Source organism: Streptomyces sp. NPDC008092, from assembly GCF_042957285.1.
Classification (GTDB): Bacteria; Actinomycetota; Actinomycetes; order Streptomycetales; family Streptomycetaceae; genus Streptomyces.
In genome coordinates this window covers 222037-247391 of sequence record NZ_JBIBHY010000001.1, presented here as the reverse complement: position 1 = coordinate 247391, position 25355 = coordinate 222037, and the positions used below count along the sequence as shown (strand labels likewise).

Annotated in this window: 19 protein-coding genes; 10 read left to right on the top strand and 9 right to left on the bottom strand. The window is 71.7% G+C overall.

Annotated elements, in window-relative coordinates:
• Positions 1 to 238: 238 nt before the first annotated feature.
• Positions 239 to 1135: an RNA polymerase sigma-70 factor gene (locus tag ACFZB3_RS01060; RefSeq protein WP_391367687.1), complete on the bottom strand. Its 897-nt coding sequence runs from the start codon at positions 1133 to 1135 to the stop codon at positions 239 to 241.
• 60 nt (positions 1136 to 1195) lie between these two features.
• A complete protein-coding gene (locus ACFZB3_RS01055) occupies positions 1196 to 1927 on the bottom strand; it encodes an NAD(P)H-binding protein (RefSeq protein ID WP_391367684.1) in 732 nt (243 codons plus the stop codon).
• Between the two features lie 154 nt (positions 1928 to 2081).
• On the opposite strand from ACFZB3_RS01055, the gene ACFZB3_RS01050 reads away from it, so the two are divergent.
• The 4 genes from ACFZB3_RS01050 to ACFZB3_RS01035 all read left to right on the top strand — a co-directional run bounded on the left by ACFZB3_RS01050 (position 2082) and on the right by ACFZB3_RS01035 (position 7585).
• On the top strand, positions 2082 to 2810 hold the full coding sequence (locus tag ACFZB3_RS01050; protein ID WP_391367681.1) for a nitroreductase family protein: 729 nt from the start codon (positions 2082 to 2084) through the stop codon (positions 2808 to 2810).
• Between the two features lie 47 nt (positions 2811 to 2857).
• Complete coding sequence (locus ACFZB3_RS01045; RefSeq protein ID WP_391367678.1) at positions 2858 to 5482, top strand: SpoIIE family protein phosphatase; 2625 nt, start codon at positions 2858 to 2860, stop codon at positions 5480 to 5482.
• Positions 5479 to 6396 carry a homocysteine S-methyltransferase gene (mmuM, locus tag ACFZB3_RS01040; protein WP_391367675.1) on the top strand — a complete coding sequence of 306 codons (918 nt, stop codon included), beginning with the start codon at positions 5479 to 5481 and terminating at the stop codon, positions 6394 to 6396. The genes ACFZB3_RS01045 and mmuM overlap by 4 nt, the downstream gene beginning before the upstream one ends.
• Before the next feature lie 130 nt (positions 6397 to 6526).
• Complete coding sequence (locus ACFZB3_RS01035; RefSeq protein ID WP_391367673.1) at positions 6527 to 7585, top strand: substrate-binding domain-containing protein; 1059 nt, start codon at positions 6527 to 6529, stop codon at positions 7583 to 7585.
• On the opposite strand, the gene ACFZB3_RS01030 is transcribed toward ACFZB3_RS01035, so the two are convergent.
• The 7 genes from ACFZB3_RS01030 to ACFZB3_RS01000 form a co-directional block, all read right to left on the bottom strand.
• Positions 7559 to 9118, bottom strand: a complete 1560-nt coding sequence (locus tag ACFZB3_RS01030; protein ID WP_391367670.1) for a carboxylesterase family protein — start codon at positions 9116 to 9118, stop codon at positions 7559 to 7561. The two genes, ACFZB3_RS01035 and ACFZB3_RS01030, sit on opposite strands and share 27 nt — an antisense overlap.
• Before the next feature lie 110 nt (positions 9119 to 9228).
• Positions 9229 to 10467, bottom strand: a complete 1239-nt coding sequence (locus ACFZB3_RS01025; RefSeq protein ID WP_391367667.1) for an alginate lyase family protein — start codon at positions 10465 to 10467, stop codon at positions 9229 to 9231.
• A gap of 29 nt (positions 10468 to 10496) precedes the next feature.
• Positions 10497 to 13739, bottom strand: a complete 3243-nt coding sequence (locus ACFZB3_RS01020; RefSeq protein WP_391367664.1) for an alginate lyase family protein — start codon at positions 13737 to 13739, stop codon at positions 10497 to 10499.
• Between the two features lie 224 nt (positions 13740 to 13963).
• On the bottom strand, positions 13964 to 15499 hold the full coding sequence (locus tag ACFZB3_RS01015; RefSeq protein WP_391367662.1) for a glycosyl hydrolase family 28 protein: 1536 nt from the start codon (positions 15497 to 15499) through the stop codon (positions 13964 to 13966).
• 52 nt (positions 15500 to 15551) lie between these two features.
• Positions 15552 to 16403, bottom strand: a complete 852-nt coding sequence (locus ACFZB3_RS01010; protein ID WP_391367659.1) for an ABC transporter permease subunit — start codon at positions 16401 to 16403, stop codon at positions 15552 to 15554.
• Complete coding sequence (locus ACFZB3_RS01005; RefSeq protein WP_391367656.1) at positions 16400 to 17392, bottom strand: ABC transporter permease subunit; 993 nt, start codon at positions 17390 to 17392, stop codon at positions 16400 to 16402. The genes ACFZB3_RS01010 and ACFZB3_RS01005 overlap by 4 nt, the downstream gene beginning before the upstream one ends.
• Positions 17389 to 18732 carry an extracellular solute-binding protein gene (locus ACFZB3_RS01000; RefSeq protein ID WP_391367653.1) on the bottom strand — a complete coding sequence of 448 codons (1344 nt, stop codon included), beginning with the start codon at positions 18730 to 18732 and terminating at the stop codon, positions 17389 to 17391. The genes ACFZB3_RS01005 and ACFZB3_RS01000 overlap by 4 nt, the downstream gene beginning before the upstream one ends.
• 331 nt (positions 18733 to 19063) lie before the next feature.
• Here ACFZB3_RS01000 and ACFZB3_RS00995 point away from each other — a divergent pair, with 331 nt between their 5' ends.
• From ACFZB3_RS00995 to ACFZB3_RS00970, 6 genes are all read left to right on the top strand, one after another.
• Entirely contained in the window at positions 19064 to 20392 is a 1329-nt protein-coding gene (locus ACFZB3_RS00995; RefSeq protein ID WP_391367650.1) for an extracellular solute-binding protein, read from the top strand.
• Positions 20393 to 20404: 12 nt separating this feature from the next.
• Positions 20405 to 21289: an ABC transporter permease subunit gene (locus tag ACFZB3_RS00990; protein WP_391367647.1), complete on the top strand. Its 885-nt coding sequence runs from the start codon at positions 20405 to 20407 to the stop codon at positions 21287 to 21289.
• The gene (locus tag ACFZB3_RS00985; protein ID WP_391367644.1) at positions 21289 to 22194 is read left to right on the top strand and encodes an ABC transporter permease subunit; all 906 of its coding nucleotides are present in this window, start codon (positions 21289 to 21291) and stop codon (positions 22192 to 22194) included. Before ACFZB3_RS00990 ends, ACFZB3_RS00985 begins: the two co-directional genes overlap by 1 nt.
• Positions 22191 to 23816 (top strand): family 43 glycosylhydrolase, encoded by a 1626-nt coding sequence (locus tag ACFZB3_RS00980; RefSeq protein ID WP_391367641.1) that lies wholly within the window; start codon positions 22191 to 22193, stop codon positions 23814 to 23816. Before ACFZB3_RS00985 ends, ACFZB3_RS00980 begins: the two co-directional genes overlap by 4 nt.
• A gap of 209 nt (positions 23817 to 24025) precedes the next feature.
• Positions 24026 to 25090, top strand: coding sequence for a substrate-binding domain-containing protein (locus tag ACFZB3_RS00975; RefSeq protein WP_391367638.1), 1065 nt, complete (start codon positions 24026 to 24028; stop codon positions 25088 to 25090).
• Between the two features lie 30 nt (positions 25091 to 25120).
• The gene (locus ACFZB3_RS00970) at positions 25121 to 25327 is read left to right on the top strand and encodes a hypothetical protein (protein WP_391367636.1); all 207 of its coding nucleotides are present in this window, start codon (positions 25121 to 25123) and stop codon (positions 25325 to 25327) included.
• Positions 25328 to 25355: the final 28 nt, after the last annotated feature.

Sequence of the window (25355 nt, the reverse complement as noted above, 5' to 3'; positions counted from 1 at the left end):
CTCCATCCTGCGGGTTCCGGCCGGACGAGGTCAAGATGAACGTTCATTTTCCTGAGCGCCGCGGCTTGTAAAAAATAACCGTTCGTTTTATTTTCGGGAGGCAGGCGACAAGGGACGGCCGCCTGCGGCCCGCCCGGCCGGGAGACGGGGCGGGCGGCCCCGCCCCTGCGGGAGGCTGTAGCGGACACCGCAGCAGGGCGGGGCCCTTCCCGGCCCCCCTTCCGGCCGGCGCCCCCGCTCAGCCGGCCATGGCGCCGATTTTCGACGGGTTCATCATGACGAGCACCCGGTCGATGCCGTCCGGCGTGACGCTCACCGTGAGGACGGCGAACACCGTGCCGTCGCGGGCCAGGCTCACCGCGGGCCTGCCGTTGACCTCGGCCGGTCCCACCGTGACGCCGGGCCAGAAGCGGGCGGCGAACGCGTGGTAGAACTTCGCCACGCGGGAACGGCCCACGACCGGGAACTTGGACGCCCGCACGACACCGCCGCCGTCCGAGTACGAGACGACGTCCTCCGTGAACAGCTTCTCCAGCACGGCCACCTCCCCCTCCTGGGCGGCCGCCACGAACGCCGTCAGGAACCTCCGGTGGTCCTCGGCCGCGACACCGGCCCGTTTCTCCGCGGCCAGGTGCTTCCGGGCGCGGCTCACCAACTGGCGGGCGTTGGCGTTGGTCTGGCCGATGATCTCCGCGATCTGCTCGTACGGGTAGCCGAACGCCTCCCGGAGCACGTACGCCGCCCGTTCCGTGGGGGTGAGCTTCTCCATCAGCATCAGCACCGCGACCTCCAGCGCCTCCGCGTTCTCGGCGCCCAGCGCCGGATCGGCGCTGGTGTCGACCGGCTCCGGAAGCCACGGCCCGACATACGCCTGCCGGCGGACCCTCGCCGACTGCAGCACGTTGATCGCGAGCCTGGTCACCGTCGTCGTGAGAAACCCCCGCGGGTTCTCCACCCGGGACCGGTCGTAGGTCTGCCAGCGGATCCAGGCCTCCTGGAGGACGTCCTCCGCCTCGCCGACGCTGCCGAGCATCCGGTAGGCGATCCCGAACAGGTAGCCGTGGGCGTCCCGGAAGGCCGCCTCGGCCTCCCGGAGGTCCTCGGCGCCGTCCGGCGGGTTGTCATTCGACGGCATGGTGCGGATCCCTTGCTGGTCGGCAGGTTCCGGCGGCGACCGGGACGTCGCGAGGCCGGTTCAGGAGAGCCAGTCCGTGTAGTGGGTGGGGGCGATGCGGGCGTCGGCCCCCGCGGTGAGGACGTCACCGTGGACCAGGGCGTACAGGCCGGCGGAGTCGTCGGTGACTACGGAGCGCCCGTCGCTCCTGGCCGCGAGGGTCAGCCGGCCGAGCTCGTCGAGGGGGTAGACGTCGGGTCCGGCGATGTCGAGGGTGCCGTTGAGCGGGGCACCGACGGCCACTTCGGCGACGACCCGGGAGACGTCCGCGGCGGCGATCGGCTGGAGCGGCGTACGCGGCAGCCGGACGGTGTCGCCGTCGGCGGTCCAGGACAGGATCGCGTCCACGAACTCCATGAACTGCGTGGCGCGGACGATCGAGTACGGAACCGGGCCGGCCTTGAGGATGTCCTCCTGGAGCACCTTGGCGCGGTAGTAGTCCACTTCGGGCACCTGGTCCACGCCGACGACGGAGAGGACGACCAGATGCCCGACGCCCGCCTTCGCGCTCGCGGCGAGGAGGTGGTCCATGGACGACCGGAAGAACGCGGGCGAGGTCTCGCCGTAGGCCGGGGAGTCCGTCAGGTTGACGACCACGTCGACGCCGGTCACGGCTTCCTCGACGCCCCGGCCGGTCACGAGGTCCACGCCGGTGGCCGGGGAGTGCGGGACAGCCTGGTGGCCGGCCGCGTCGAGGTACGCCACGACCCGTGACCCGATCAGCCCCGTTCCGCCGATGACAGAGCATTTCATGCATTTCACCCATCTTTCGATGGCTATGTTCCTTACTCAGCTTTATGCGCCGTGCCTGCCCTCGCAAGGAGTCGGCGCGGCGGCACCCTGTCACATCCCCCCGACCCGCATGGTCAATCAGCCGGAATGCACACATACAGGAAGGTCGAGGGCCTTGGACGTCTACGAGGCGGTCAGGAGCCGACGGGCGGTGCGCGGATTCACCGACCGGCCCGTCCCTACGGAGGTGCTGGAGCGCGTACTGTCCGCCGCCGCCTGGGCACCGTCGGGATCCAACCTCCAGCCGTGGCACGCGTACGTGCTGACCGGCGACCCGCTGGCCGAGCTCAAGAAGCGCGCCGGTGAGCGCGTGGCGGCGGGCGAACCCTGGGACGAGCGGGAGTACGAGATGTACCCGTCCGCGCTCGGGTCCCCCTACCGCGAGCGCCGGACCGCCTTCGCCGAGCAGCGCTACGGCGCACTCGGCATCGCACGCGAGGACGGGGAGGCGCGCCAGCGGGCGGCCGCCGCGAACTGGGACTGCTTCGGCGCGCCCGCCGCCCTGTTCTGCTACATCGACCGCGGCCTGGGCCCGCCCCAATGGGCCGACGTCGGGATGTACCTGCAGACGGTCATGCTGCTGCTCCGCGCCGAAGGGCTGCACAGCTGCACGCAGATGGCGTGGTCGGTGTACCGCAGGACCGTCGCGGAGATCCTTTCGCCCCCGGACGGGCTGATCCTCTACTGCGGCATGTCGATCGGGTTCGAGGACGGCACGGTGCCCTACGCCCGTACCGGCCGGGCGCCGCTCGACGAGACGGTCACCTTCGTCGGGAGCCGGCCGGACGGACGGACTCCGGGCGCCGCGGCGCTGTCACACGAGGCGGCTCCGTCCGGTCTATAGCCCTAACAGTCGCAGTCCTCCCCCATTGACCTAAGGACACGAGTTCGATGCGCAGCACTGACAAGGCGACAGCGGACAGTCAGACGGAACCGCACCCGATAGCCGACTCGGCGATCGCGATGCTCGACGAGCAGGGGACGGTGCTCGGATGGACGCAGGCCGCCGAGCGGCTCGTCGGATACCCCGCACGTGAGGCGGTGGGGCGGTCCGCCGCACTCGTGCTGCCGTCCTTCGAGGAGACGCCGACGACTTCGGCGTTCGTCGAGCGGTGCCGCGCCCGGCAGGGCTGGTCGGGAACCACCGCGATACGCCACCGGGACGGCCGCTCGCTCACCGTCAGCCTGCGGATCTCGATGCTGTGGGGGCAGGACTCAACGGTCCGGTGGCTGGTGTCCGTGACCGACATCCGCGAGCTCTCCCAGGAGGTGACGAACGGATCGGTGCGGGAGTCGCTCCTCACCCGCGCACCGATCGGCATCGTCGTCCGCGACCCGCAGCTGCGCTGCACCTGGGTGAACGACACGATGGCGAGCCACGACGGCGTCTCCCGCGACCAGCGGCTCGGACGCCGGTCCACCGACGCGCTGCCCGGTGTCGGGTCCGAGGCGTTCGAGGCGGTGCTGCGGCGGACCCTCCGCACCGGCGTCAGCAGCGTCCACGAGTTCCGCAGGCGGCTGCCCTCGAACCCGCGCCGGGAACACGTCCTCGCGGCTTCGTTCTTCTGCCTCCAGGACGCCGAGGGCCGGGCGCTGGGGGTGTGCGCCATCAGTGTCGACGTCACCGAGAGCCGGCGGGCGCAGGAGCGCCTCGCGATCCTCAGCGAGGCCAGTACGCGGCTGGGCAGCACCCGGGACGTGATGCGGACCAGTCAGGAGCTGGCCGACCTCGCGGTACCCCTGTTCGCCGACTTCGCCGTCGTCGACCTGGAGCACTCGGTCCCGACCGGCGAAGGCCCCCCGGTCCACATCGGCCCGGTCGGCGAACGCCTGCCCGTCTTCCGGCGGGCCGGCATGGCCTCGATCCGCCAGGGCGTCCCGGAGTCCCCGTGGGATCGCGGTGAGCCGGTCCCCGCACCGCCCGCCGCGCCCTTCACCGAGATCCTGCGCACCGGAAGGTCCCATCTGGAGTCGGTCCTGGACACCTCTCCGGGCACCTGGGTCGACCGGGACCCGGTACGGGCCCGGGTGATCCACGAGAACGGCATGCACTCGCTGATGCTCGTGCCCATCCGCGCACAGCGCATCCTGCTGGGAGTGGCGCTGTTCGTCCGCACCGAGGACCCGGTGCCGTTCCAGGAGGACGACCTGCTGCTGGCCGAGGAACTCGTCAGCCGCGCCGCGCTGTCCCTGGACAACGCCCGCATGTACGCCCGCGAGCACGCCGCGGCCCTCGCCCTCCAGCGCAACCTGCTCCCGCAGCGCCTGCGGGGCGGCACGGCGGTCGAGGCGGCCTCGCGCTATCTGCCCGCGGACCCGGACATCGGGGTCGGCGGGGACTGGTTCGACGTGATCCCGCTGTCCGGCGCCCGGGTCGGCCTCGTCGTCGGCGACGTGGTCGGCCACGGCATCAACGCCACCGCGGCCATGGGGCGGCTCCGCACCGCCGTCCACATGCTCGCCGAGCTGGAACTGCCCCCGGACGAACTGCTGGCCCGCCTGGACGGCACGATCGAGCGGCTGTGCGAGGGAATCCCCGACCTCCCGGGCCAGATGACCGCCGTGACGGGCGCTACCTGCCTGTACGCGGTCTACGACCCGGTCACCCGGAAGTGCACCATGGCCGGGGCCGGGCACCCCCCGCCCGCGATCGTCGACCCGCAGGGCCGGGTCACCTTCCCCGACCTGCCCACCGGAACCCCGCTCGGCGTCGGCCTGGGGACCTCCTTCGAGGCCGTGGAGCTGGAACTGCCCGAGGGCAGTCTCCTCGCCCTGTACACCGACGGCCTGGTCGAGACCCGCGACCACGACATCGACGCGGGCATGGACCGCCTGGGCGCCGCCCTGACCGAGCCGGGGAGCCCTCTGGAGGACCTCTGCACCCGCGCGATGGACACCGTGCCGGGCCAGGCACCGTCCGACGACGTCACCCTGCTCCTCGTCCGCACCCTCTCGCTCAGCCCCTCCAAGGTCGCCTCGTGGACGCTGCCGAGCGACCGGACCGCCGTCCGCAGCGCCCGTCACCTGGCGGCCGGTCAGCTGGCCGAGTGGGGCCTGGACGGTCTCGAGGACGACACGGAGCTGATCGTCAGTGAACTGGTCACCAACGCCGTCCGCCACAGCACCGGCCCGATCGGTCTGCGGCTGATCCAGCACCAGGTCCTGACCTGCGAGGTGTTCGACACCAACGACTGCTTCCCGCACCAGCACCACGCGCACGCCGGCGAGGAGAACGGCCGCGGCCTGTTCCTGGTCGACCGGTTGTCGCGCAGATGGGACTCCCGGCCGGTGTCCGGCGGCAAGGTCGTCTGGGCCGAACAGGACCTCGCCCCGTCGCACGCAGCCGGGCCCGCGGCGGGCTGCCCGCACCGGAGAAGCGGTATCGCCCGGGACGCCACGCGCATCGGGCTCCGCAAGCCGGGTGATCCTGTTCCGCCGGGCATGTGCCGGTCGGCCCGATCACACAGTGGACACGGCCGGTCCTCCGGTGCCGGGTCGGCTAGCGTCGGGGCATGACCAGCGACAACTCCCCCAGCCTCGCCGACGCCCTCGCCGCCGGGACGGTCGTGCTCGACGGCGGCATGTCCAACCAGCTGGCGTCCGCCGGGCACGACCTGAGCGACGAGCTGTGGTCGGCGCGGCTGCTGGCGGACCGGCCCGACGCGGTCGGCGACGCGCATCTCGCGTACTTCGGGGCGGGCGCCGACGTCGCGATCACCGCCAGCTACCAGGCCACCTTCGAGGGCTTCGGCAAGCGCGGGATCCCTCACGAGGAGGCCGCGCGGCTGCTGGCGCTGAGCGTGCGGCTGGGGCACGACGCGGTACGGCGGGCCCGGACGGAGGGGATCGTACGGCCGTTGTGGGTGGCCGCCTCGGTCGGGCCGTACGGGGCGATGCTGGCCGACGGCTCCGAGTACCGGGGGCGGTACGGGCTGAGCGTCGGGGAGCTGGAGCGGTTCCACCGGCCGCGGCTGGAGGTGCTCGCCGCGGCGGGGCCGGACGTGCTGGCCCTGGAGACCGTGCCGGACGCCGACGAGGCGGCGGCGCTGCTGCGGGCGGTGCGCGGGCTCGGGGTGCCGGCCTGGCTGTCGTACAGCGTGGCGGGCGGACGGACGCGGGCCGGGCAGCCGCTGGAGGAGGCGTTCGCCCTGGCCGCCGACGCGGACGAGGTGATCGCGGTGGGGGTGAACTGCTGTGCCCCGGAGGACGTGGACCGGGCGGTGGAGGTGGCGGCGCGGGTGACCGGGAAACCGGTGGTCGTCTATCCCAACAGCGGTGAGGTGTGGGATGCGGAGGCGCGGGCGTGGACGGGGCGGTCGACGTTCGCCGCGGAGCAGGTGGAGGGGTGGCGGGCGGCGGGGGCCCGGTTGATCGGGGGGTGCTGCCGGGTGGGGCCGGAGGCGATTGCCGGGATCGCCCGGGTGGTCTGAGGGGCGCCTGTTCGCCGTGGGTGGTGCGGGTGGGGGGCGACTGCGGGCCCGGTGGGGGCTGATCGCGCAGTTCCCCGCGCCCCTTTCGGGGCGCTACTGTCCCGTCGGGAACCGGTTGGCGGGGGTGGGATTGACCAGGAAGAGCGAAGAGGCGGGGCGGAGCACCATTCGCGATGTCGCCGCGCGTGCCGGGGTGTCGGCCTCCACCGTCTCTCGCGTGCTCGGCGGCGACTATCCCGTGAGTGCCGCCACCCGCAGTCGCGTCCTGCGTGCCGTCCGGGAGATGGACTACGTCGCCGACGCCCGTGCCAAGGCGGTCGCGGGGGCCGGTACGCCCACGCTCGCCTTCGTGCTGGAGGAGATCACCGGGCCGTCCTTCGCGCACATGGCGTACGGCGTGGAGCGGGAGGCGGCGCGGCTCGGGCACCTGTCACTGGTCTGCAGCACCGACGGTGACGTGCGGCGGGAGCTGGAGTTCGTCGAGATGATGCGGGCCCAGCGGGCCGCCGCCGTGATCCTGGTGGGCGGGGCGGCGGACACGCCCGAGTACCGGGAGCGGACCCGCCGGGTCGCCGACTCGCTCGCCTCGGCCGGGTCGCGGCTGGTGCTCTGCGGGCGGCCGCCGCTCGGGCCCGGCGCGCCGGTCACGGTCATCGAGTACGACAACGAGGGCGGTGCTCATGCCCTGGTCGCCCATGTCCTCGCGCAGGGCCATCGGCGGGTGCTGTTCCTGGGCGGGAAGCCGGACCACACGACGGCGATGGGGAGGGAACGCGGCTACCTGTCCGCGCATCGGGCCCGGGGGCTCGAACCCGACCCCGCTCTTCTCCTGCACGGTGACTTCACCCGGGACTCCGGGCACCGGCTGATGCGGCAGGCGCTCGCGCGGGGGCTGGAGTTCAGCGCGGTGGCCGCGGCCACCGACATGGTGGCGGCGGGGGCGCTGACCGCGCTGCACGAGGCGGGCCTGGCGGTGCCGGGGGACGTGTCGCTGGCCGGGTACGACGACATCCCGTTCGCCCGCGACCTGCACCCGGCCCTGACCACCGTGCACGTCCCCTACGAGGAGCTGGGGCGGCTCGCCGTGCGGACCGCGCTCGGGCACGGCGGGGAGTCGGCCGAGGAGCACCTGCTGCTCGGCACGCACGTGGTGGTACGGGACTCAGTGGCGGCGTACGGCGGCCACTGAACGGCGCAGCCTGCGTACCGCCAGGGCCAGTTCGGCCGTCCGTTCGGGGTGCGGCGGCGGCGCGCCCGGGTTCCAGAGGGCGAACTCGTCGTCCCGGGGGCCGGACACGGTGCGGGGCTCGCCGTCGCCGAGGACGCGGACCGGGTGGGTGTCGTCCCAGGGCTGCCAGCCGGGGTCGCCGGTGGTGGCGAAGCGGACCCAGGCGCCGTGCATCGCGTCGGCCAGGTCCTGCGGGGCACCCTCGCCGGCCAGCCGGACCGAGTCGGGGTCCTCCCCGGTGTCGAAGACGAAGCCCAGTTCCAGGGCGTGGCAGGCGCCGAGGCCGGGGCGGTTGGAGGGCCAGGCGAACTCGTAGAGGTAGGCGGAGCCGGGGCGGGACTCGGCCAGCCGGTGCAGCGGGAGGCGGAGCAGGTGGTCGGTGACCATCTGGCCGACGGTCTCGGCCGGGCCCGCCCCGGGATGCAGGGTGCGGTAGCCGCGCGGCACCTCGTGGCCCACGTGGCAGCGGGCCATGGCGCCGGCGAAGGCGACCGGTCCGAGCCGCTCGACGTGGTCGATGAGGCCGCCGGGGACCAGCCACAGCCGGTACTCGTCGCGGGTCCAGCCCATCAGGAGGTCGACGCCGTTCGCCGCCTCGCCGTCGAGGAGGGCCTGGAGCGGGTCGCGCGGGACGAGGTCGCCGTCGACGACGATCCCGAAGGCGGGGCCGCCGAGGACGGGGCTGCTGAGCCGGCCCACCTCGGCCTGGGTGCGCAGCAGCAGTTCGCGGTCGGCCTCGGCGAAGGCCTGGGCGGTCGCGGGGATCCTGAGCCGGTTGGCCATCCGGCGGACCATGCGCCGTACCTTGTCGCGTTCCGAGGCCTCCGGCGGGCCGCTCTGCAGGACGGCCCGGCGGATCAGGCCCTGGGTCTGGGGTGCGGCGAGCAGGGCGCCGGCGCTGATGGCGCCGGCGGACTGGCCGCAGAGGGTGATGCGGGCGGGGTCGCCGCCGAAGGCCGCGACGGTGTCGTGGACCCAGCGCAGGGCGGCGAGTTGGTCGCGCAGACCGGGGTTGGGCGGGGTGTCGGGGAACAGGCCGTAGCCCTCCACGCCCAGCCGGTAGTTCACCGAGACGAAGACGACCCCGTCACGGGCGAACGCATGCCCGTCGTACACCCGTACGGCAGAGGATCCCCTGGTCAGGGCGCCGCCGTGCAGCCAGACCAGCACCGGCAGCCGGGCTCCGGGCCCCGGCTCCGGGGTCCACACGTTGAGGTTGAGGCAGTCGTCGCCGGGGATCACCGGGTCGGACAGGTACTCCGCGAACGCCTGCGAGTACGGCGGTTTGGGCGCCGTCGGCCCGAACGCGCCCGCGTCCCGGACGCCGTCCCAGGGCTCGGGCGGTACCGGCGGACGGAACCGGTGTTCCCCGAAGGGCGGGGCGGCGTAGGGGATGCCGCGGAACACCGCGACCCCGCGCTCCCACCTGCCGCGGACCGCCCCGTACGGGGTGCCGGCCACGGGGTCCTGCGGATCCGTCCGGTCTGCCGTCATCCGCCCCACCAGCTCCTCCCGCCGCGTGCACCGGAAACGCCGGTAGGAAAAGAGCACCACAGCCGCTTCCAGTATTCCGGCACACACGGCGGTCGGGCGGATACCCGCGGCTACTTGGCGTACATCAGGGTGCCGAAGCCGAGCTGGTCGTAGCCGCCGCTGTCGGAGCCGTAGTCGCCTCCCCCGCCCTCGGGGGCGACCAGGTCGTAGTACATGGCGGAGATGTACTTGTCGTCGAGGTACAGGCGCCGGTTGTAGTGGAAGTGGAGCATGGCCCAGACCGGGCGGACCTGGCCCCGGGAGCTGTCGGAGACGACGGTCTGGGACGACTGGGCGCAGCTCTGGCCGGTGCCCCAGGTGTAGGTGGTGAAGGGGACGTCGTCGCCGATGTTGTACTTGGCGACGTACTGGGCGGCCTTCATGAACCTCCGGTCGTCGTAGGAGTAGAGGTCGTCGCCCTGGTTCCAGGCCATCTCGCAGACCGCGCCCATCTGGCCCATGCCCAGGACGGTGTGGCCCTGGTCGCGCCCGGACTCCTGCCACTGGCCCAGGGCGTAGCCGTCGGAGTCGGTGTACAGGTAGGGCACGGCGTGCTCGATCGAGCCGTTGCCGGCGCCGGACTTGAAGTAGGCGACGGCCTGGTCGTACTTGGCGCTGTCCTCGTTGAGGATGCCGATGGCCAGGACGGAGGCCATGTTGCACAGGTCCCAGTTGGCCCAGTAGTTGGTGATGCAGGCGTCGTTGTGGTTGGTCAGGAAGCTGTTGTTGAGCGGGTAGAAGACGTCGGCCAGCATCTCCTGGGCCGCGGCGAGGTCGAAGCCGTCGTAGTCGCGCATCAGCTCGCAGGCGTTGGCGAACTGCCAGCCGTAGAGGCCGGCCGCGAGGAACCGGTCGGCGTTTCCGGTGACCGTGGTCAGCGTCGTCGACCAGGCGTTGAGGATGTCCGCGGCACACGCGGCGTTGGCCTCGGTGCCGCCGACCTGCCAGCGCAGGGCGTTCTGGTAGGCGGCGGCGATGTCGCCGTAGAGCAGGCTGTAGTTCTGCCCGTCGCCGCCGCGAATGATGGTGGCGGTCGCCCGGTCGGTCCAGGTCGACTGGGAGTGGGAGTTGGCGGTCAGCCTGTTCCAGCCGGACAGCCAGGGGTCGGTGCCGGCGGCGACCCGCACCCTGGCGCGGTTGATGTCACCGGCGTTGTGCAGCATGCCGGGGTGGGTGAAGGCCGAGGGGGCCGCGGCGGCCACCCTGGGGGCGGCGACCGACGCGGCGACGGCGAGCGCGGCGGCGGACTTCAGGACATCACGGCGGTTCAACCCGCCGGTTTCAGGGGGTTGTTGTTCGCGGCGGCTCATCGCGATGGTTCTCCTTCGGTGGGGGGAGCTCAGGTGAGTGCGACACTCACCTCTTCGAACTGCGCGGTGCCGAGGGCGAGTGGGGTGCGGGAGCACACCACCAGGCCCACGTAGTAGGGGGCGTCGCCGAAGGCGGGGATCTCCCCGTCGGCCACGGGGGTCCAGGTGACGCCGTCATCGGTGGACAGGGCGGCGGCGAAGGCGGTCCCGGCGCGCTTCAGCCGCAGCAGGGCGGGGAGGGTGACGGCCGCGCCGCCCGTGAAGGCGGAGGCTCCGGCGACGGTCCTGCGGAGCATGAGCTGTGCGGTGCTGCCGCCGGTGACGACGACTCCGGCGGCCTGGTCGAACGGCGACGGCGACTTCGCCATCAGCAGCCCCACCCGGTCGGCGCCCGCGCCGGTGCGGGAGACGAGCCGGGCGACGATCTCGCAGTCGCCGCCGACCGGCCGCCGTACGAACTGGCCGGTCATTCCCTGACCGTTGACGTTCAGGTCGACGCCGGCGCCCCGCACCGTGAAGGTGCCGTCGTCGTACGACGTGCTGCCCGGCGTGGTGATCGCGACCACGCCCAGCGTCCCGAAGGCGCGGTCGTCGAGCACGGTGTCGCCGAGGTCCCCGTACGTCCACGGAGCGGGCGGCGCGGTGCCGACCGTGAGCGCGAGGGTGCCGGTCGTGGTCCCGGAGGCGTTGGCCGCGGTGGTCGTGACCGTGAACTCGCCCGTCGCGGTGGGGGTTCCGGAGACCAGACCGGTGCGCCGGTCGATCCGCAGTCCGCCGGGCAGTCCGTCCGCCGTGAACAGCACGGGCTCGTGCGCGGCCCGCAGCAGATGCCGGAAGCCGACGCCCTGGTTGGCGAACGCGGTGCCGGCGGAGGTGAGCCGGGGCACCGACGGAGTGGGCATGACCGCCTGGGCGGGGGCCGAACGCGGGCCACGGCCACCGGCGTTGGTCTTGGCGACCGTGTAGTGGTACGTGGTTCCCGGCACCCCGGTCGCGTCGGCGTACCGGACGCGGGTGCCGAAGCCGACCGGGCCGACGCCGGTGGCGAGGGTCCGGTACGGTCCGTCGGCTCGGGGCGCGCGCAGCACCGTGTAGCGGGCGGACGGGTCCGGGTCGCTCCAGGCCAGCTCGACGGCGTCGGCGCCGGTGCCGGCCCGCAGGCCGGTGACGGCGCGGGCGGGGCGCGGCACGCACCACACCGTGCCGGACGGCGAGGTCACGCTGACGTTGTCGAAGGCGCCGGTACCGGTCCCGGCGTAGTCCTCGTCGACACCGAGACAGGAGGTGAGCGCGAGACCCGCATACGCGATCCGCCCCAACTCGACGTCGGTGGAACCGACTTCGGTCCAGTGGACGCCGTCCGGTGAGATGGCGCCCGTGCACCGCGAGCCCTTCCGGGCCACCCGCACCCAGTAGGGCGCCCGCAGCCGGTAGCCGTCGCCCGCGCCCTCGACGCAGGGCGCCTCCAGGGGTGTCGCCGATTCGGGCAGCGCGCCGAGGCCGGAGAGCGGGAAGGCCGCGTTCACCGTGATCGCCTGCTGCTGGGAGGGCGGCACCGGGGTGCTGCCGGTCGCGGAGACCGCCGCACCGGCGGCCGGCCGTACCGTCCACACCCCGCTCCAGGTGTGCAGCGGCAGCCCCTGGACCAGCATGGAGGCGTGGGCCGCGGCCGCGTCGGGCGAGGCCCGGACCGTCACGCCGATCTTCGAGTACTGCGAGCTGAGCGGCCACACGATCCGCGCGGTGACCGTGCCGTCGCCGCGCAGGGGCAGGTGGACGAGGCGGTAGGTGTCGTCGGTGCCGCTCGCCTCCAGGACGAAGCGCTCGCCGTCGAAGACCGCGGAGCCGGGCACCTTCACCTGCCCGACGTCCTGGGACGCCCAGGGTCCGGGGAGCCCCGCGGAGGCCGCCGCCCACGTGGAACTCCCGCTCTCTCCGAGGGAGTTGACGGCCGAGACCGTGTAGTAGTAGGTCCGTCCGGCCTGCACGCGCCGGTCGGCGTACGCCGGTTGTGCGACCCCGGACGCGATCTCCTCGTACCGGCCGTCGACGGCGCCCGCCCGCAGCACCGTGTAGGAGTCGGCTCCCGCCGACGGCAGCCAGGTCACGGTGACCGACCGGTCCTCCCCCGCCGCCGTGACGCCGGCCGGCGCCGTCGGCACGCTCGGCGCGGTCGCCGTCGCGCCGGCGTAGGCGAAGGTGCCCCAGCTCGGCAGGTCGTCGTTGCTGCCCTCGACGACCCGGGCGCCGCCGGCGCCGCGGAAGACGGCGTTCCTCGTGTACGGGGCGTCGAGGCCGCGCACGCCCGCGTAGTGGGCGTACGCCATCTCGTAGATCGGCGGCAGGGTGCCGCGCGAGGTGGCCGAGACGGCGAGCTTGAGGTACTTGCCGGTGCGGTCGAGATCGGGGACGAAGGGGACGTCGCCGCCGAGGTTGTAGCGGGCGGCGTACTCGACGTTGGCGAGGATGCGGTTGCCGTCGAAGCCCCACAGGTCGACGCCCTGGTTCCAGGCGACCTGTGCGGCGTCGGCGAGCAGGCCGACCGCGAGCTGTTCGTGGCCCTGGTCCCGGCCGCTCTCCTGGCCCTGGCCCGCGTCGGTGACGACGCGGTGCGGGACGCTGCCGTTGCCGGCGCCGGCCGCGGCGAAGCGCAGTGCGTCCTGGAAGAGGGCGGGCTCGTCGCAGAACACGCCGATGGCCAGCAGGGACTGGAGGGATGCCAGGTCCCAGTTGCCGTTGGCGTAGAGCGTGTAGCAGGACAGGGCGGGATACCAGACGCGCAGGAAGGACTCCTCGCAGCGCGCGATGTCGGCGTCGCTCCAGCCGTCGTAGCCGGTGTGGCGCAGGAGTTCGGCCGCGTTGGCGAACTTGAAGGCCTGGAGTCCGGCGCCGAGCGGGCCGTCGGCTCCGGTGACGGCGGCGAGGGAGGCGGACCAGGCGTTGAGGATGTCGCGGGCCTTGTCGGCGTGCGCGGTGTCTCCGGTGACGGACCAGACGAGGGCGTTCTGGTAGGCGGCGGCCGAGTCGGCGACCGCCTGGTTCTGGTAGTTGGCGGGGCCGCGGCCCCAGGTGGTGATCTGGCCCGTGTTCTGCACGGTGTAGGCGGCCGAGGAGCGGGCGTGGGCCGCGAGCGCCAGGTAGCCGTCGTAGACCGGTGACTGCCTGGCGGCGACCGCGGCCTTCATCCGGGCGAGGTCGGCGGCGGAGTGCAGCAGTCCGGGGTGGGTGAAACCGGCGGCGGTGTCGCCCTGGGCCGCCGCCCGGCCGGGCACGAGCAGTCCGCTCGCGCCCGTCGCCAGCAGCAGGGCCGCGGTGCCGCCGAGGAAGCCCCGGCGGCCGAGCGGACCCGGCGCACTCGTCTGTGAATCGGCGGCGACAGCGCCCCGAAGGGGCGCGGGGCTGTATGCGTCAGCGGCTCCGCCGCGGGGCGCGACCGGCCCGAACGGACCCGCAGCCGACCGACAACCCCTCCCGGCCCTCCCAGCGGAGCGTGATGTCATGACGCGGCAGCCGCTTCGGCCTCGGCGGTGGTCAGGAACTTCAGGTTCGTCACGTGCTCGTTGTAGAACCACTGGATCTCGTCCGTGGTGTAGTACCAGCTCGGCTTCTTCATGGAGTCGGCGATGACGACCCCGTTGATCACCAGGTTCTCGAAGGTGACGTCGGTGATGGCGTGGTCGGCGTCGTAGCCGAGGAAGAGGGACGGGTTGGCGTGCGTGCCCGTGTAGCTGAGGTTCTTGACGTAGACGCCGTCGATGCCGCGGCCGACCGAGGTGTTGTACTTCGTGTTGTACATGACCTTCATGTAGATGACCTGGCCCCAGCGGAAGTCCTCGATCCGTACGTCCTCGATGCGGACGTTCCTGATCAGGTTGGAGTCGCCGGGGTTGAGGGCGATGCAGCCCTGGTAGTTCATCTGGGGTTCGCGGTGGTCGAGGATGTCGATGTTGCGGATGACCAGGTTCTCGATCGTCTCCGGGGCGTCGCTGTTGCCGTGCGTGCCGATGTTGACCGGGTGGGCGACGTCCGCCCACAGGGAGCAGTTCTGCACGGTGATGTTCCGGGTGTCGCCGTAGTAGTCCCAGCGGTGGGCGTAGATGGCGATGCAGTCGTCGGAGTTGCGCAGGAAGCAGCCGTCGACGAGGACGTCGCTGGAGCAGAAGATGTCGATGCCGTCGCCGTTGCCCCTGGAGCTGAAGCCGCGGACCTTCCTGATACGGACGTTCTTCGCCTCGCCGAGGGTGGCGATGTAGTTGCCGGGGTTCATGATGATGACGTCCTCGACCCGGATGTTCCTGCTGCCCTCGCAGAGCACGCCCTGACCGGAGCTGGCCCAGATCATGCCGTGGCCCCTGAGGGCGGCCTTCTCCACGTCCTTGAAGTAGACGGTGGCCTTGAGGACGGCGCCGCCGGCGAGGTAGACGGTCTTGCCGCTGGGGACGGTGAGGACACCGCCGGTGACGGTCTGCACGCCGGGGCCGAAGTAGATGACGTCGGGGTCGTCCGCGGCCGGTTGGCGGTGCTCGATCCCGTTGGTGACGACGTGCAGGCAGTCGAAGATCTCGTCGTTGATCTGGACGACGAGGTCCTTCGGCTCGTCCAGGGTGAACCGCAGGGTGTCGCCGAGGAGTTCGGGCGTGATGCCGTAGGAGTCCGGTCTCACCCGGGCCTTGGTGGTGCCGCCCTTGAGGTAGGTCACCTCGACCTCGACGGAGCACCGGAAGTCGAAGTACACCAGGGAGGAGTTGTAGACCTTGCCGGAGCCGGTGGCCGGGTTGATCTCCTCGAACTGGGGCCGGTAGACGTCCAGGGTCTGCCAGTCGCCGTCGGGGGCGGTGCGCACCCGGACCTGGAAACTGGTGTTGCCCGGTACGGCGGACGGGCGGGGGTAGGTGACCAGCTTCGGCGCGGACTCGGCGGTCCCGGCGTCGGCGTGGGCGGAGCCGGCGGTCGGGCCGCCGGAGAGTCCGGCGGCGAGCGCGGTGGCTCCGGCGGCCCGCAGGGCGGCGCGTCGGGAGAAGGGCGTGTTCATCTCTTGTCTCCTTGCGACAGAGTCGGCTGGGTCAACAGAGCGACAAAACTGGTTACTTGAGGCCGGACGTCGACATGCCGGCGACGAAGCCGCGCTGGGCGACGAGGAAGACCAGCAGGATGGGGACGACGTACATCACGGAGGCGGCGGCCTGGAGATGGGTCACCGGCTGTCCGGCCTCGGTGACGTAGGTGGTCATGACGGCGACCGCGAGGGTGGTGCGGTCGGTGGAGAGCAGGAGCTGGGGTGCGATGTAGTCGCCCCAGGTCCAGGTGAAGGCGATCACGAAGCTCGCGGTGAGGACCGGCCAGGACTGCGGCAGGAAGATCCGCCAGAAGATCCCGGCGTACCCGCAGCCGTCGACGATCGCGGCCTCCTCCAGCTCGCGGGGCAGTCCGGCGAAGAACTGCCGGAAGAGGAAGACCAGGTAGGGCGCGGCGGCCAGGCCCCACAGCACCCAGGGCCAGTAGGTGTCGACCATGCCCAGCCTGGCGAAGATCAGGTAGGTCGGCAGCAGGGTGATCATCTGGGGCAGCATCATCGAGCCGAGCAGGATGCCGAACAGCGTCTTCCTGCCGGGTGCGGTCAGCCGGGCGAAGCCGAAGCCGACCCAGGCGGAGCTGAGGGTGACCAGGGTGGCGTAGACGGTCGCGATGATCAGGGAGTTGCGGGCGTAGCCGAGGAAGTCGATCAGCCGGTAGGCGTCGGCGAAGTTGTGCCACCGGAGGTGGGCGGGCAGCCAGTGGACCGGGGACGCGGCGAGTTCGGCGGGGGTCTTGAGGGCGGTGAGGACCAGCCAGCCGAAGGGGCCGAGGAACAGGCCGGTGACGACCACGAGGACGGTGTAGAGGACGAGGCGGCGGCCGTGGGTCCGGGGCTGCGGGGTGGGGAGGGTGGCGGTCACTTCTTCGCCTCCGGGTCGACGTTGTAGAACACCACGCCGGACGTGGCCCTGAAGACGGCCGCGGTCACCAGCAGGATCAGCACGAAGAGCACCCACAGCAGCGCCGACGCGTAGCCGTAGCGGCCGAGGGCGAAGTACTCCGCGAAGACGTGCATCATGTAGAGGTAGGTGGACTGCGGGATGGCGGTGACGCCCGCGGTGGTGCCGTCGGGGGTGAGCAGCAGCGGCATGATGGTCTGCACGGAGGCGATCACCCCGGTCACGGTCTGGAAGAGCAGGACCGGGGAGAGCAGCGGTACGGTGACGCTGCGGAAGCTGCGCCAGGCGCTCGCCCCGTCGATGCGGGCGGCTTCGAGGAGTTCCCGGGGGATGTCCTGGAGCCCCGCCAGCGAGATGATCATGACGTTTCCGGCGGCCCACAGCACGGTCATCAGCAGGACGTAGCGGGCGTACGGGTCGGCGAGCCAGTTCAGGGCGTCGAAGCCGAGACCGGTCAGCACCCCGTTCGCGGCACCGGAGTTCTGGTCGAAGAGCCACTTGAAGGCGAGGGCCGCTCCCACCGGGGGCACCACGGCCGGCAGGTACAGCAGCGTGCGGAACAACCCCCGTGCCTTCAGGGGCCGGTTGACGAGGGCCGCGAGGGCGAGTCCGGCGAGGATCGAGAGCGGGACCGAGGTGACGGCGAACAGTCCGGTGCGGCCGAGGGCCTGCCAGGTGACCGCGTCTCCGAGCAGCTCGCGGTAGTTGGCGAGTCCGACGAAGCGCCAGCGGGGCGAGAGCCCGTCGAAGGTGGTCAGGCTCAGCCACAGGGCGTAGGCCATGGGCGCGACGGTCAGCAGCAGGAAGCCGGCGATCCAGGGGGCGGTGAAGAGGTAGAAGGCCCGGTGCCGGCGGGCGGTCACGGAGGAGCGGCGGCGTTCCCGCGACCGTACCCGGCCCGCCTCCGTGCGGGCCGCACCGCGCGCGGCGGACATCTGCCCGACGCTCATCCCACCTGCTCCTTCCCGCGCTTGAGCTGCTCGTTCATGGCCGAGTTCAGGCGCCGGGCGAGGGTGTCGACGGACATCTCGCCGCGCATCGCGGCCGGGGCGGCCTGGTTGAAGAGGGCGTCGAGGGCGTCCGTCCGGGCGTACGGCGTGAACGAGATCACCGAGAAGTGATCCAGCTCGGCCTCCTGCACCCTCAGCACCTCCTTCTGGTAGCTCTCCTGGCGTGGCATCAGCGGGCGCAGCGATCTGAGGGTGGGTATCCCCCAGCCGCCGGACGCGCGTGCCTTCGCCGGGGCCTCGCCGAAGAACCACTCGAAGACCCGCCAGGCCGCGTCCTTGTTGCGGGCCTTCTTCGGCATCCACAGGCCGGTGCCGCCCTGGCAGGAGCTGATCCGCGGGCCGCCCGCGAAGACCGGTGCCGGTGCCAGCCGGGAGACGGCGGCGAGCTTCCTGTCGGTGTTGATCAGGCCGCCCAGCCAGTAGCCCGAGTTGGACATGGCCATCCGGCGGGCCTGGTAGGTGGGGCCGTCCCAGCCGTTCGGGTCGGGCTGGATCAGGCTGGGGCCGACCTTGGCCCGGCACAGTCCGATGTACCAGTCCAGCGCCGTGCGGGCCTCGGGAGCGGTGAAGTCGACCCGGGAGAAGTCGGCGCTGAAGAGGCTGCCGCCGGCCGAGGCGGTGAGCCCGGCCAGCAGGACGGAGGCGCCGAGGCCGTTGTAGCTGCCGCCGAAGACGGTGGTCTGGCCCTTGCTGGTGCGGGTGAGCCGCTTCGCCTTGTCCAGCCACTCGTCGAAGGTGACCGGCTCGGTCTCCGGGGGGTGGGCGACGCCCGCGCTGTCGAAGAGGGCGGTGTCGTACCAGTACATGGAGTCCTGGGAGAAGTCCTTGGCCATGCCGTACCGCGGGCCCTTGCCCTGGGTGCGGCCGTCGTAGCGCCACAGGTCGTTGACCGGGTCGAGGTCGTCGGCCCGCAGGACGGCGCTGCGGGCGAAGTACGGGTCCAGTTCCTCGGCCACCCCGCGGGCCGCGAGATACGGCGCGTCGACGGCGCCGACGCCGCGCACCAGGTCGGGCGGGCTGCCGCTGGTCATCATCGCGATCAGCTTGGTGATGTCGTACCGGACGGTGTTGATGCGGATGCCGAGATCCTTCCGCGCCTGCCGGACGAGGTCCGTGCCGAGGTCCTCGGCCTTGACCATCACGGTGACGGTCTCGCCCGCGCCGCCGACACTGCCGGACACCGGAAGAGCACAGCCCCCGAGGGCGGCCGTGGCGGCGGCGGTGCCGCCGAGCGCGAGGAAACGGCGCCGGCCGACCGGGGCACGGGCATGCGTCTGCATGGACTGCTCGCTCTCTGGAAGGGGGTGACGGGGCGTCGGCCCGGTTAGGCAACCGGTTGCTATGGGCGGTGAGGGGAGCTTCAACCCGTACGACAGCGTCGTCAATAGGCGCGACGAACTTTCGAAAACCCTTCAGCGGCAACCGGTTGTCCTTGCGTACCGGTTGCTGCTCACGGGCCGTTCGACCGACCGCACATCGAAAGAATCCGACTCATACCCCTTGCTGGGAGCGGCAACGCCGTCCTACTGTCCCGTGGAAACCGGTTTCTAAGGCACTGCCGAGCCGCCGCCCTCCTCCCCGAGAGCGCCCACCTCCGAAGGAACACGGTCAATGAACTCCACCAGGTTGGTCCGCGCCGCGATCGCGGGCCTCGCGCTGACAGGTCTGCTCTCCGCCTGCGGCGGATCGGACTCCGGCTCCGGCGGCTCCGACTCGGCCTCCGGCCCGGTCACGCTGCCCTTCTGGGGCTGGGCGAACGGCCAGGAGGCCGTGGTGAAGGCGTTCAACGCCGCCCACAAGGACGTCCGGCTGAAGTACACGAAGGTCACCGACCAGCTGACCATGCAGAAGCAGCTCACCAACGCGGTGAAGGCCGGCAACGCGCCGTGCCTGGTGCAGAACACCGCCGAGTACGTGACCAGTTGGGTCGCCCAGGGCGCCCTCGCCGACATCACGAAGTACGTCGGGTCGGCCGAGGACAAGTTCAACTCCGGCTCCTGGTCGGCCGCGCAGGTCCAGGGCCGGCTGTACGGCGTCCCGACCAGCTCCGCGCCGAACTTCACCATCTACCGCACGGACGTCTTCCGGAAGTACGGCCTCAAGGCCCCTGCCACCTGGGACGAGTTCATCGCGGCGGGCAAGGTCCTCAAGAAGCACGGCGTCAAGATCACCAACTTCGCCGGTGAGGACCCCAGCACCCTCGAAGTGCTCGCCATGCAGGCCGGCGCCCACTGGTACGCCATCGACGGCGACTCCTGGAAAGTGGACTTCCAGGACGCGGGCACCCTGAAGGCCGCCGACGTGATCCAGCAGATCATCGACAACGGCCTCGACTCCACGCTGTCCTTCGCCGACTACGCGGCCGTACAGCGCAACTACGACGACGGCGGCACCGCGACCCGGCAGATCTCCACCTGGCAGATGGCCGGCATGGTGCAGAACTTCACCAAGTCCTTCGGCAAGTGGGCTCTGGCCCCCTGGCCGACGTTCACCGGCGAGGCCGCGAAGACCCCGGCCGGCACCAACCTCACCGGCAGCGTCACCCTCGTCACCAAGCAGTGCGCCCACCAGCAGCAGGCCGCCGAGGCCGCGCTGTGGATGTCCACCGACTCCGGCGCGGTGAAGACGATGGCCAGCCCGACCACCGGCAACGGCGTGATGCCGGCCCTCGCCGACAGCAGCGCCTACGTCGACGAGGCGGTCTCCCAGAAACTCCTGGGCACGAACTACGACCCGGCGAAGAAGGTCGTCACCGACAGCCTGAACACGGTCACCACCGACTGGACCTTCGGCCCCGACTGGACCGCCATGTTCACCGAGCTGCAGAGCGGCTGGGCGAAGGTGGTCAGCAAGCAGCAGAAGGTCACCGACCTCCTCGCCCACATGCAGCAGTGGACGGTCGCCGACCTCAAGTCCCGCGGCATCAGCGTCAAGGGCTGAGGCGGCGCCCGGATGGTCCGCTCCCAGCGCTGGAAGGGCGCCGCCTTCACGGTGCCCTTCCAGCTCGGCTTCGTCTTCCTCTACCTGGTCCCGATCGGGTACGCCGTCTACGAGTCGCTCTACCGGTCGCAGTCCTCCGGCCTCGGCCTCGGCGGCACCACCGACGAGTTCTCCGGCCTGGCCAACTACCACCAGGGCCTGACGGACCCGGCGTTCCTCGACTCGGTCCTGCGCGTGCTGCTGTTCGCCTGCGTGCAGATCCCCGTGATGCTGCTGGTCAGCCTGCTCCTCGCGCTCTTCCTGGACACCCTGGCGTCCCGGGCGGCAAGCCGTTTCCGCATCCTGCTCCTGGTCCCGTACATGATCCCGGGCGTGGTCGCCGCGCTCGTCTGGATCAACCTCTACAGCCCGGACGTCGGCCCCCTCACCCCTCTGGGCAAGGCGTTCGGCCTGGACTGGAACTTCTTCGCGCCGTCGATGGTGTGGCCGTCCATCGGCAACCTGCTGACCTGGCACGGCATCGGCTACAACATGGTGATCATCTACTCGGCGCTGCAGGGCGTCCCGCGCGAACTCTTCGAGGCGGCCCGGCTGGACGGCGCCTCGGAGCGCCGCATCGCCCTGAGCATCAAAGTCCCCTACGTCCGGGGCGCGCTGGTCCTCACCGGCATGCTGTCGGTCATCCAGATGCTCCAGATCTTCAACGAGCCGGCCCTGTTCCGGAACGTCACACCGCAGACGGTGAGCGACAGCTTCACCCCGATCATGGTGATCTACAACCAGGCGTTCAACGCGGGCAACTACCACTACGCGGCCGCCCTTTCGGTCCTGCTGGCCCTGATCCTGGGCGTCGCCTCCTTCCTCTTCTACCGGCTGACCGCGAAGGAGGCCGACTGATGGCACTCACCGAGGAGCGCACCAGGACCCGTCCCGTCCGCCGCATCAACAAGCCCGATCCCGCGGCCCGTTCGCGAGGCGGCCAGCGCTTCCTCCTGGCCGGCCTGGCCCTGGCGAGCGCGTACAGCCTGTTCCCGGTCTGGTGGCTGGTCGTCGCCGCGACGAAGGACCGCACCGCGCTCTACCAGAGCAACGGCCTCTGGTTCTCCGGCTGGCACCTCTGGGCCAACCTGCACCAGCTCTTCACCTACGAGAACGGCATCTTCCTGCGCTGGACCGCCAACTCCTTCCTCTACGCCGGAGTCGGCTCCCTCGGCGGCACGCTCATCGCCCTCGCCACCGGCTACGGCCTCGCCCGCTTCCAGTTCCCGGGCCGCGGCCTGGTGTTCGCCTGCGTGGTCGGTTCCTTCCTGGTGCCGATCGCCCTGCTGACCCTGCCGCTCTACCTCCTCTTCTCGAAGATCGGCCTGGTGGACACCCCGTGGGCGATGCTGGTCCCCTGCCTGATCAACCCGTTCAGCGTCTACCTGGCGAAGGTCTACACCGAGGCCACGGTCCCGTACGAACTCCTCGAAGCCGCCCGCATCGACGGCGCCGGCGAGGTGCGCATCTTCTTCTCGATCGTCCTGCGGATGATGACGACCGGCGGCGCCACGGTCTTCCTCCTGGCCTTCGTCAACACCTGGAACGCCTTCTTCCTCCCCCTCACGGTGCTCCGCGGCGAAGAGAACTGGACCCTGAACCTGGGCCTGTACAACTGGTCCGGCAAACGCCTGGAATCGGGTGTCGACCTGACCGGCCTGGTCCTCACCGGCGCCCTGCTCTCCATCGTCCCGATGGCCGTCATGATGATCGCGATGCGCCGCTACTGGCGGACGGGCGTCACCCTGGGAGCCCTCAAGTGACCGAGCTGCACAACCCGGTGCTCCGCGGCTTCGCCCCCGACCCGTCCCTGGTCCGCGCCGGCGACTGGTACTACCTCGCCAACAGCTCCTTCGAATGGTTCCCGACGATCCCGATCCACCGCTCCCGCGACCTGGCTCACTGGGAGTACACGGGCCATGTCGAGGGCGCGGTCCCCGGCGACTCCCTGGCCGGCGTCCCCGACTCGGGCGGCATCTGGGCCCCTTCGCTGAGCTGGGACGGGGAGCGCTTCTGGGTGACGTACTCCGTCGTCCGCTCGGTGGGCACCCCGTACTTCGACCTGGACACGTACGTCAGTACGGCCCCGGACGTGTCCGGCCCCTGGGCCCGGCCACGCCGCGTCCCGAGCCACGGCTTCGACCCCGCGCTCTTCCACGAGGGCGGCCGGATCTGGCTCCTCAACCTCCAGAACGACCACCGCCCGGGCGGCAGGCGCTTCGCGGGCATCGTCGCCACGCAACTGGACCGGGAGACGCTCGCCCCCGTGGGCACCACGCACCTCCTCCTCCAGCACGACCGGTTGATCGAGGGCCCGAAGCTGCTGAAGCGGGACGGCTGGTACGTCCTGGTCCTGGCGGAGGGCGGCACGGGCTTCGCACACGGGGTGCGGGTGGCCCGCAGCCGCACCCTCACCGGCCCTTACGAACTCGACGAGCGCCCCCTGCTGACGTCGAGGGACGCCCCCGACTGGCCGCTGCAGAAGGCGGGACACGCGGAGTTGGTGGAAACACCGGAGGGCGAGTGGTTCCTGAGCCACCTCACGGCACGCCCGCTGAAGACGCCGGAGGGGCCCAAGTGCCCCCTCGGCCGCGAGACGGCGATCCAGGCGGTGACGTGGGACGGAGAGGGCTGGCCGAGACTCCGGCACGGGGGCACCCGTCCCGCGGTCACCATCAAGGTACCCGCCCGGGAACACCCTGCTCTCGGAGGCTCGGGGAACTGCACGACAAGCCCCCACCGGCCCGCAGCCGACAACGCACCGGACAACTCACCCCCCTACAGCCTCCGCTCCCCAGCCGCCCCCTCCTGGACAGACCCCACCACCCGCCCCGGCTGGCTCCGCCTCCGCGGCCACCACGGCCCCGACTCCCTCTGGTCCCACCACCTCCTGGCCCACCGCATCACCGAACACCACGCCGAAGCCCGGGTAACCCTCCAGGCATCCCCGTCCGCCTTCACCCAGTCCGCCGGCCTGCTGCTCTGGTACAACTCCTCGGCCTACTACGCCCTGGACCTCACCTGGGCGGAGCCCGAAGGCGAGTCGCAGCAGGGCCAGCAGTGTCACGGCACGGGCCGCACCGTGCTCGCCCTGACCAGCCGGGACGAGCACGAGACCCGCCGTGAAGCCGTACGGGACGTCGACGCGTCCGCCCCCCTCACCCTCGGCGTCACCGTGCACCGCGCCGAGGCCCGGTTCTGGCACCTCACCGGCGGCACCCGCCACCCCGTCGGCCCGCCCCTCGACTTCACCCGCCTCTCCGACGACCACGGCACCCGCCTGCGCTTCACCGGGGCCATGGCCGCGATCCACGCCGTGGACCTCGTCGACGCCTCCTTCACCGCCGACTTCACCGATTTCCGGGTCACCTGCACGCCCGCCTGACCCGCACGACTCCGGCCCGCCCTGTTCGAAGTTTCGAAAGTCCCGCCGTCACGGATCACGCGAATTCCCAGGCCTTCACGCCGTGTTGACGCGCACCTATCGTAGGAAGCGCTTACTGCACGGCTTGCACGCAGACCACGGAAGCAGCGTCGGTCGCAACTTTCGTTACTTTCGTTGGCCCAAGGGCGGGCCGGAGAGGCGGGTTCCCCATGGTCCGTGCCGGAGGTACGAGTGTGGCGGCGGCCGGTCCGACGCTGGCGGTGGTGGCCCGCGAGGCGGGCGTCTCCGTGCCGACCGCGTCGAAGGTGGTGAACGGCCGCGACGACGTGGCCCCCGAGACCCGCCGCCGGGTCACCGAGGCCCTCGAACGGCTCGGCTACGTCCGCAGACCGCGGTTCGACGCGACGAAGGCCCCCACCCTGATCGACCTGGTCGTGCAGGCGCTGGACAGTTCGTGGTCGGGTGCGGTGCTGCACGGGGTGGAGGAGGCGGCGTACGAGGCGGGTCTGGAGGTCGTCGTGTCGGCGGGGCCGGCCCGGACGCGGGCCGGCCGCCCGGAGCGCGGGTGGCTGGACAAGCTCACGGCGCGCGGTTCCTCCGGGGTGCTGTTCAACCTGGCCGAGCTGACCGAGGCGCAGTACGCCTGGCTGGACCACCACCGCATCCCGTACGTACTGATCGACCCGGTCCACGAGCCCCCGGCGGGCGTGGTCTCGGTGGGGGCGGCGAACTGGCAGGGCGGGGTCACCGCGACCGAGCACCTGCTCGCCCTCGGCCATGAGCGGATCGCGGTGATCGCCGGCAACCGGCGCCGGATGTGCAGCGGCGCCCGGGTGTCCGGCTACCGCTCGGCACTCGCCTCGGCGGGGCTGCGCCCGCACGCCGACTACGTCCGGCACGCGGGCTTCGACGCGGCCACGGCCCGGCAGCGGATGCACGAACTGCTGGACCTGCCGGAGCCGCCGACCGCCGTGTTCGTCTGCTCGGACCGGATGGCGCTCGGGGTGTACGCGGCGCTGGCCGAACGCGGGCTGCGGGTGCCCGCGGACGTCAGCGTGGTCGGTTTCGACGATCTGCCCGAGGCGCGCTGGGGGACCCCGCCGCTGACCACGGTCCGGCAGCCCCTGTCGGAGATGGCGGCAACGGCGCTGCGGCTGCTGGTACGGCTGATGCACGGGGACCGTCCGGAGGGCACCCGGACCGAGCTGTCCACCAGGCTGGTGGAGCGGGCGAGTACGGCGGCGCCGGCGGCCCGTTCGGCCGTACGACGGTGACCGCATCCTTCCCAAGATCGTTTCCAGGGCATGAAACTCACCCTGCGCACCGCCGCGGCCTGCGCTCTGGCCGCAGCCGCCATGACCACGGCCCTGGGCACCGCCCGGGCCACGACCCTGACGGTCACCCCGGCCCAGCACCACGCCGTGGTGGCCGCCGCGCCGACCGACGAGCACGACCCGAAGGAGGACGTGGAACTGGACGAGAACGGCCAGCCGGACCTGAACGAGGACTGAGGCGCCCCGCAGGGGCGTTGGGGGTACC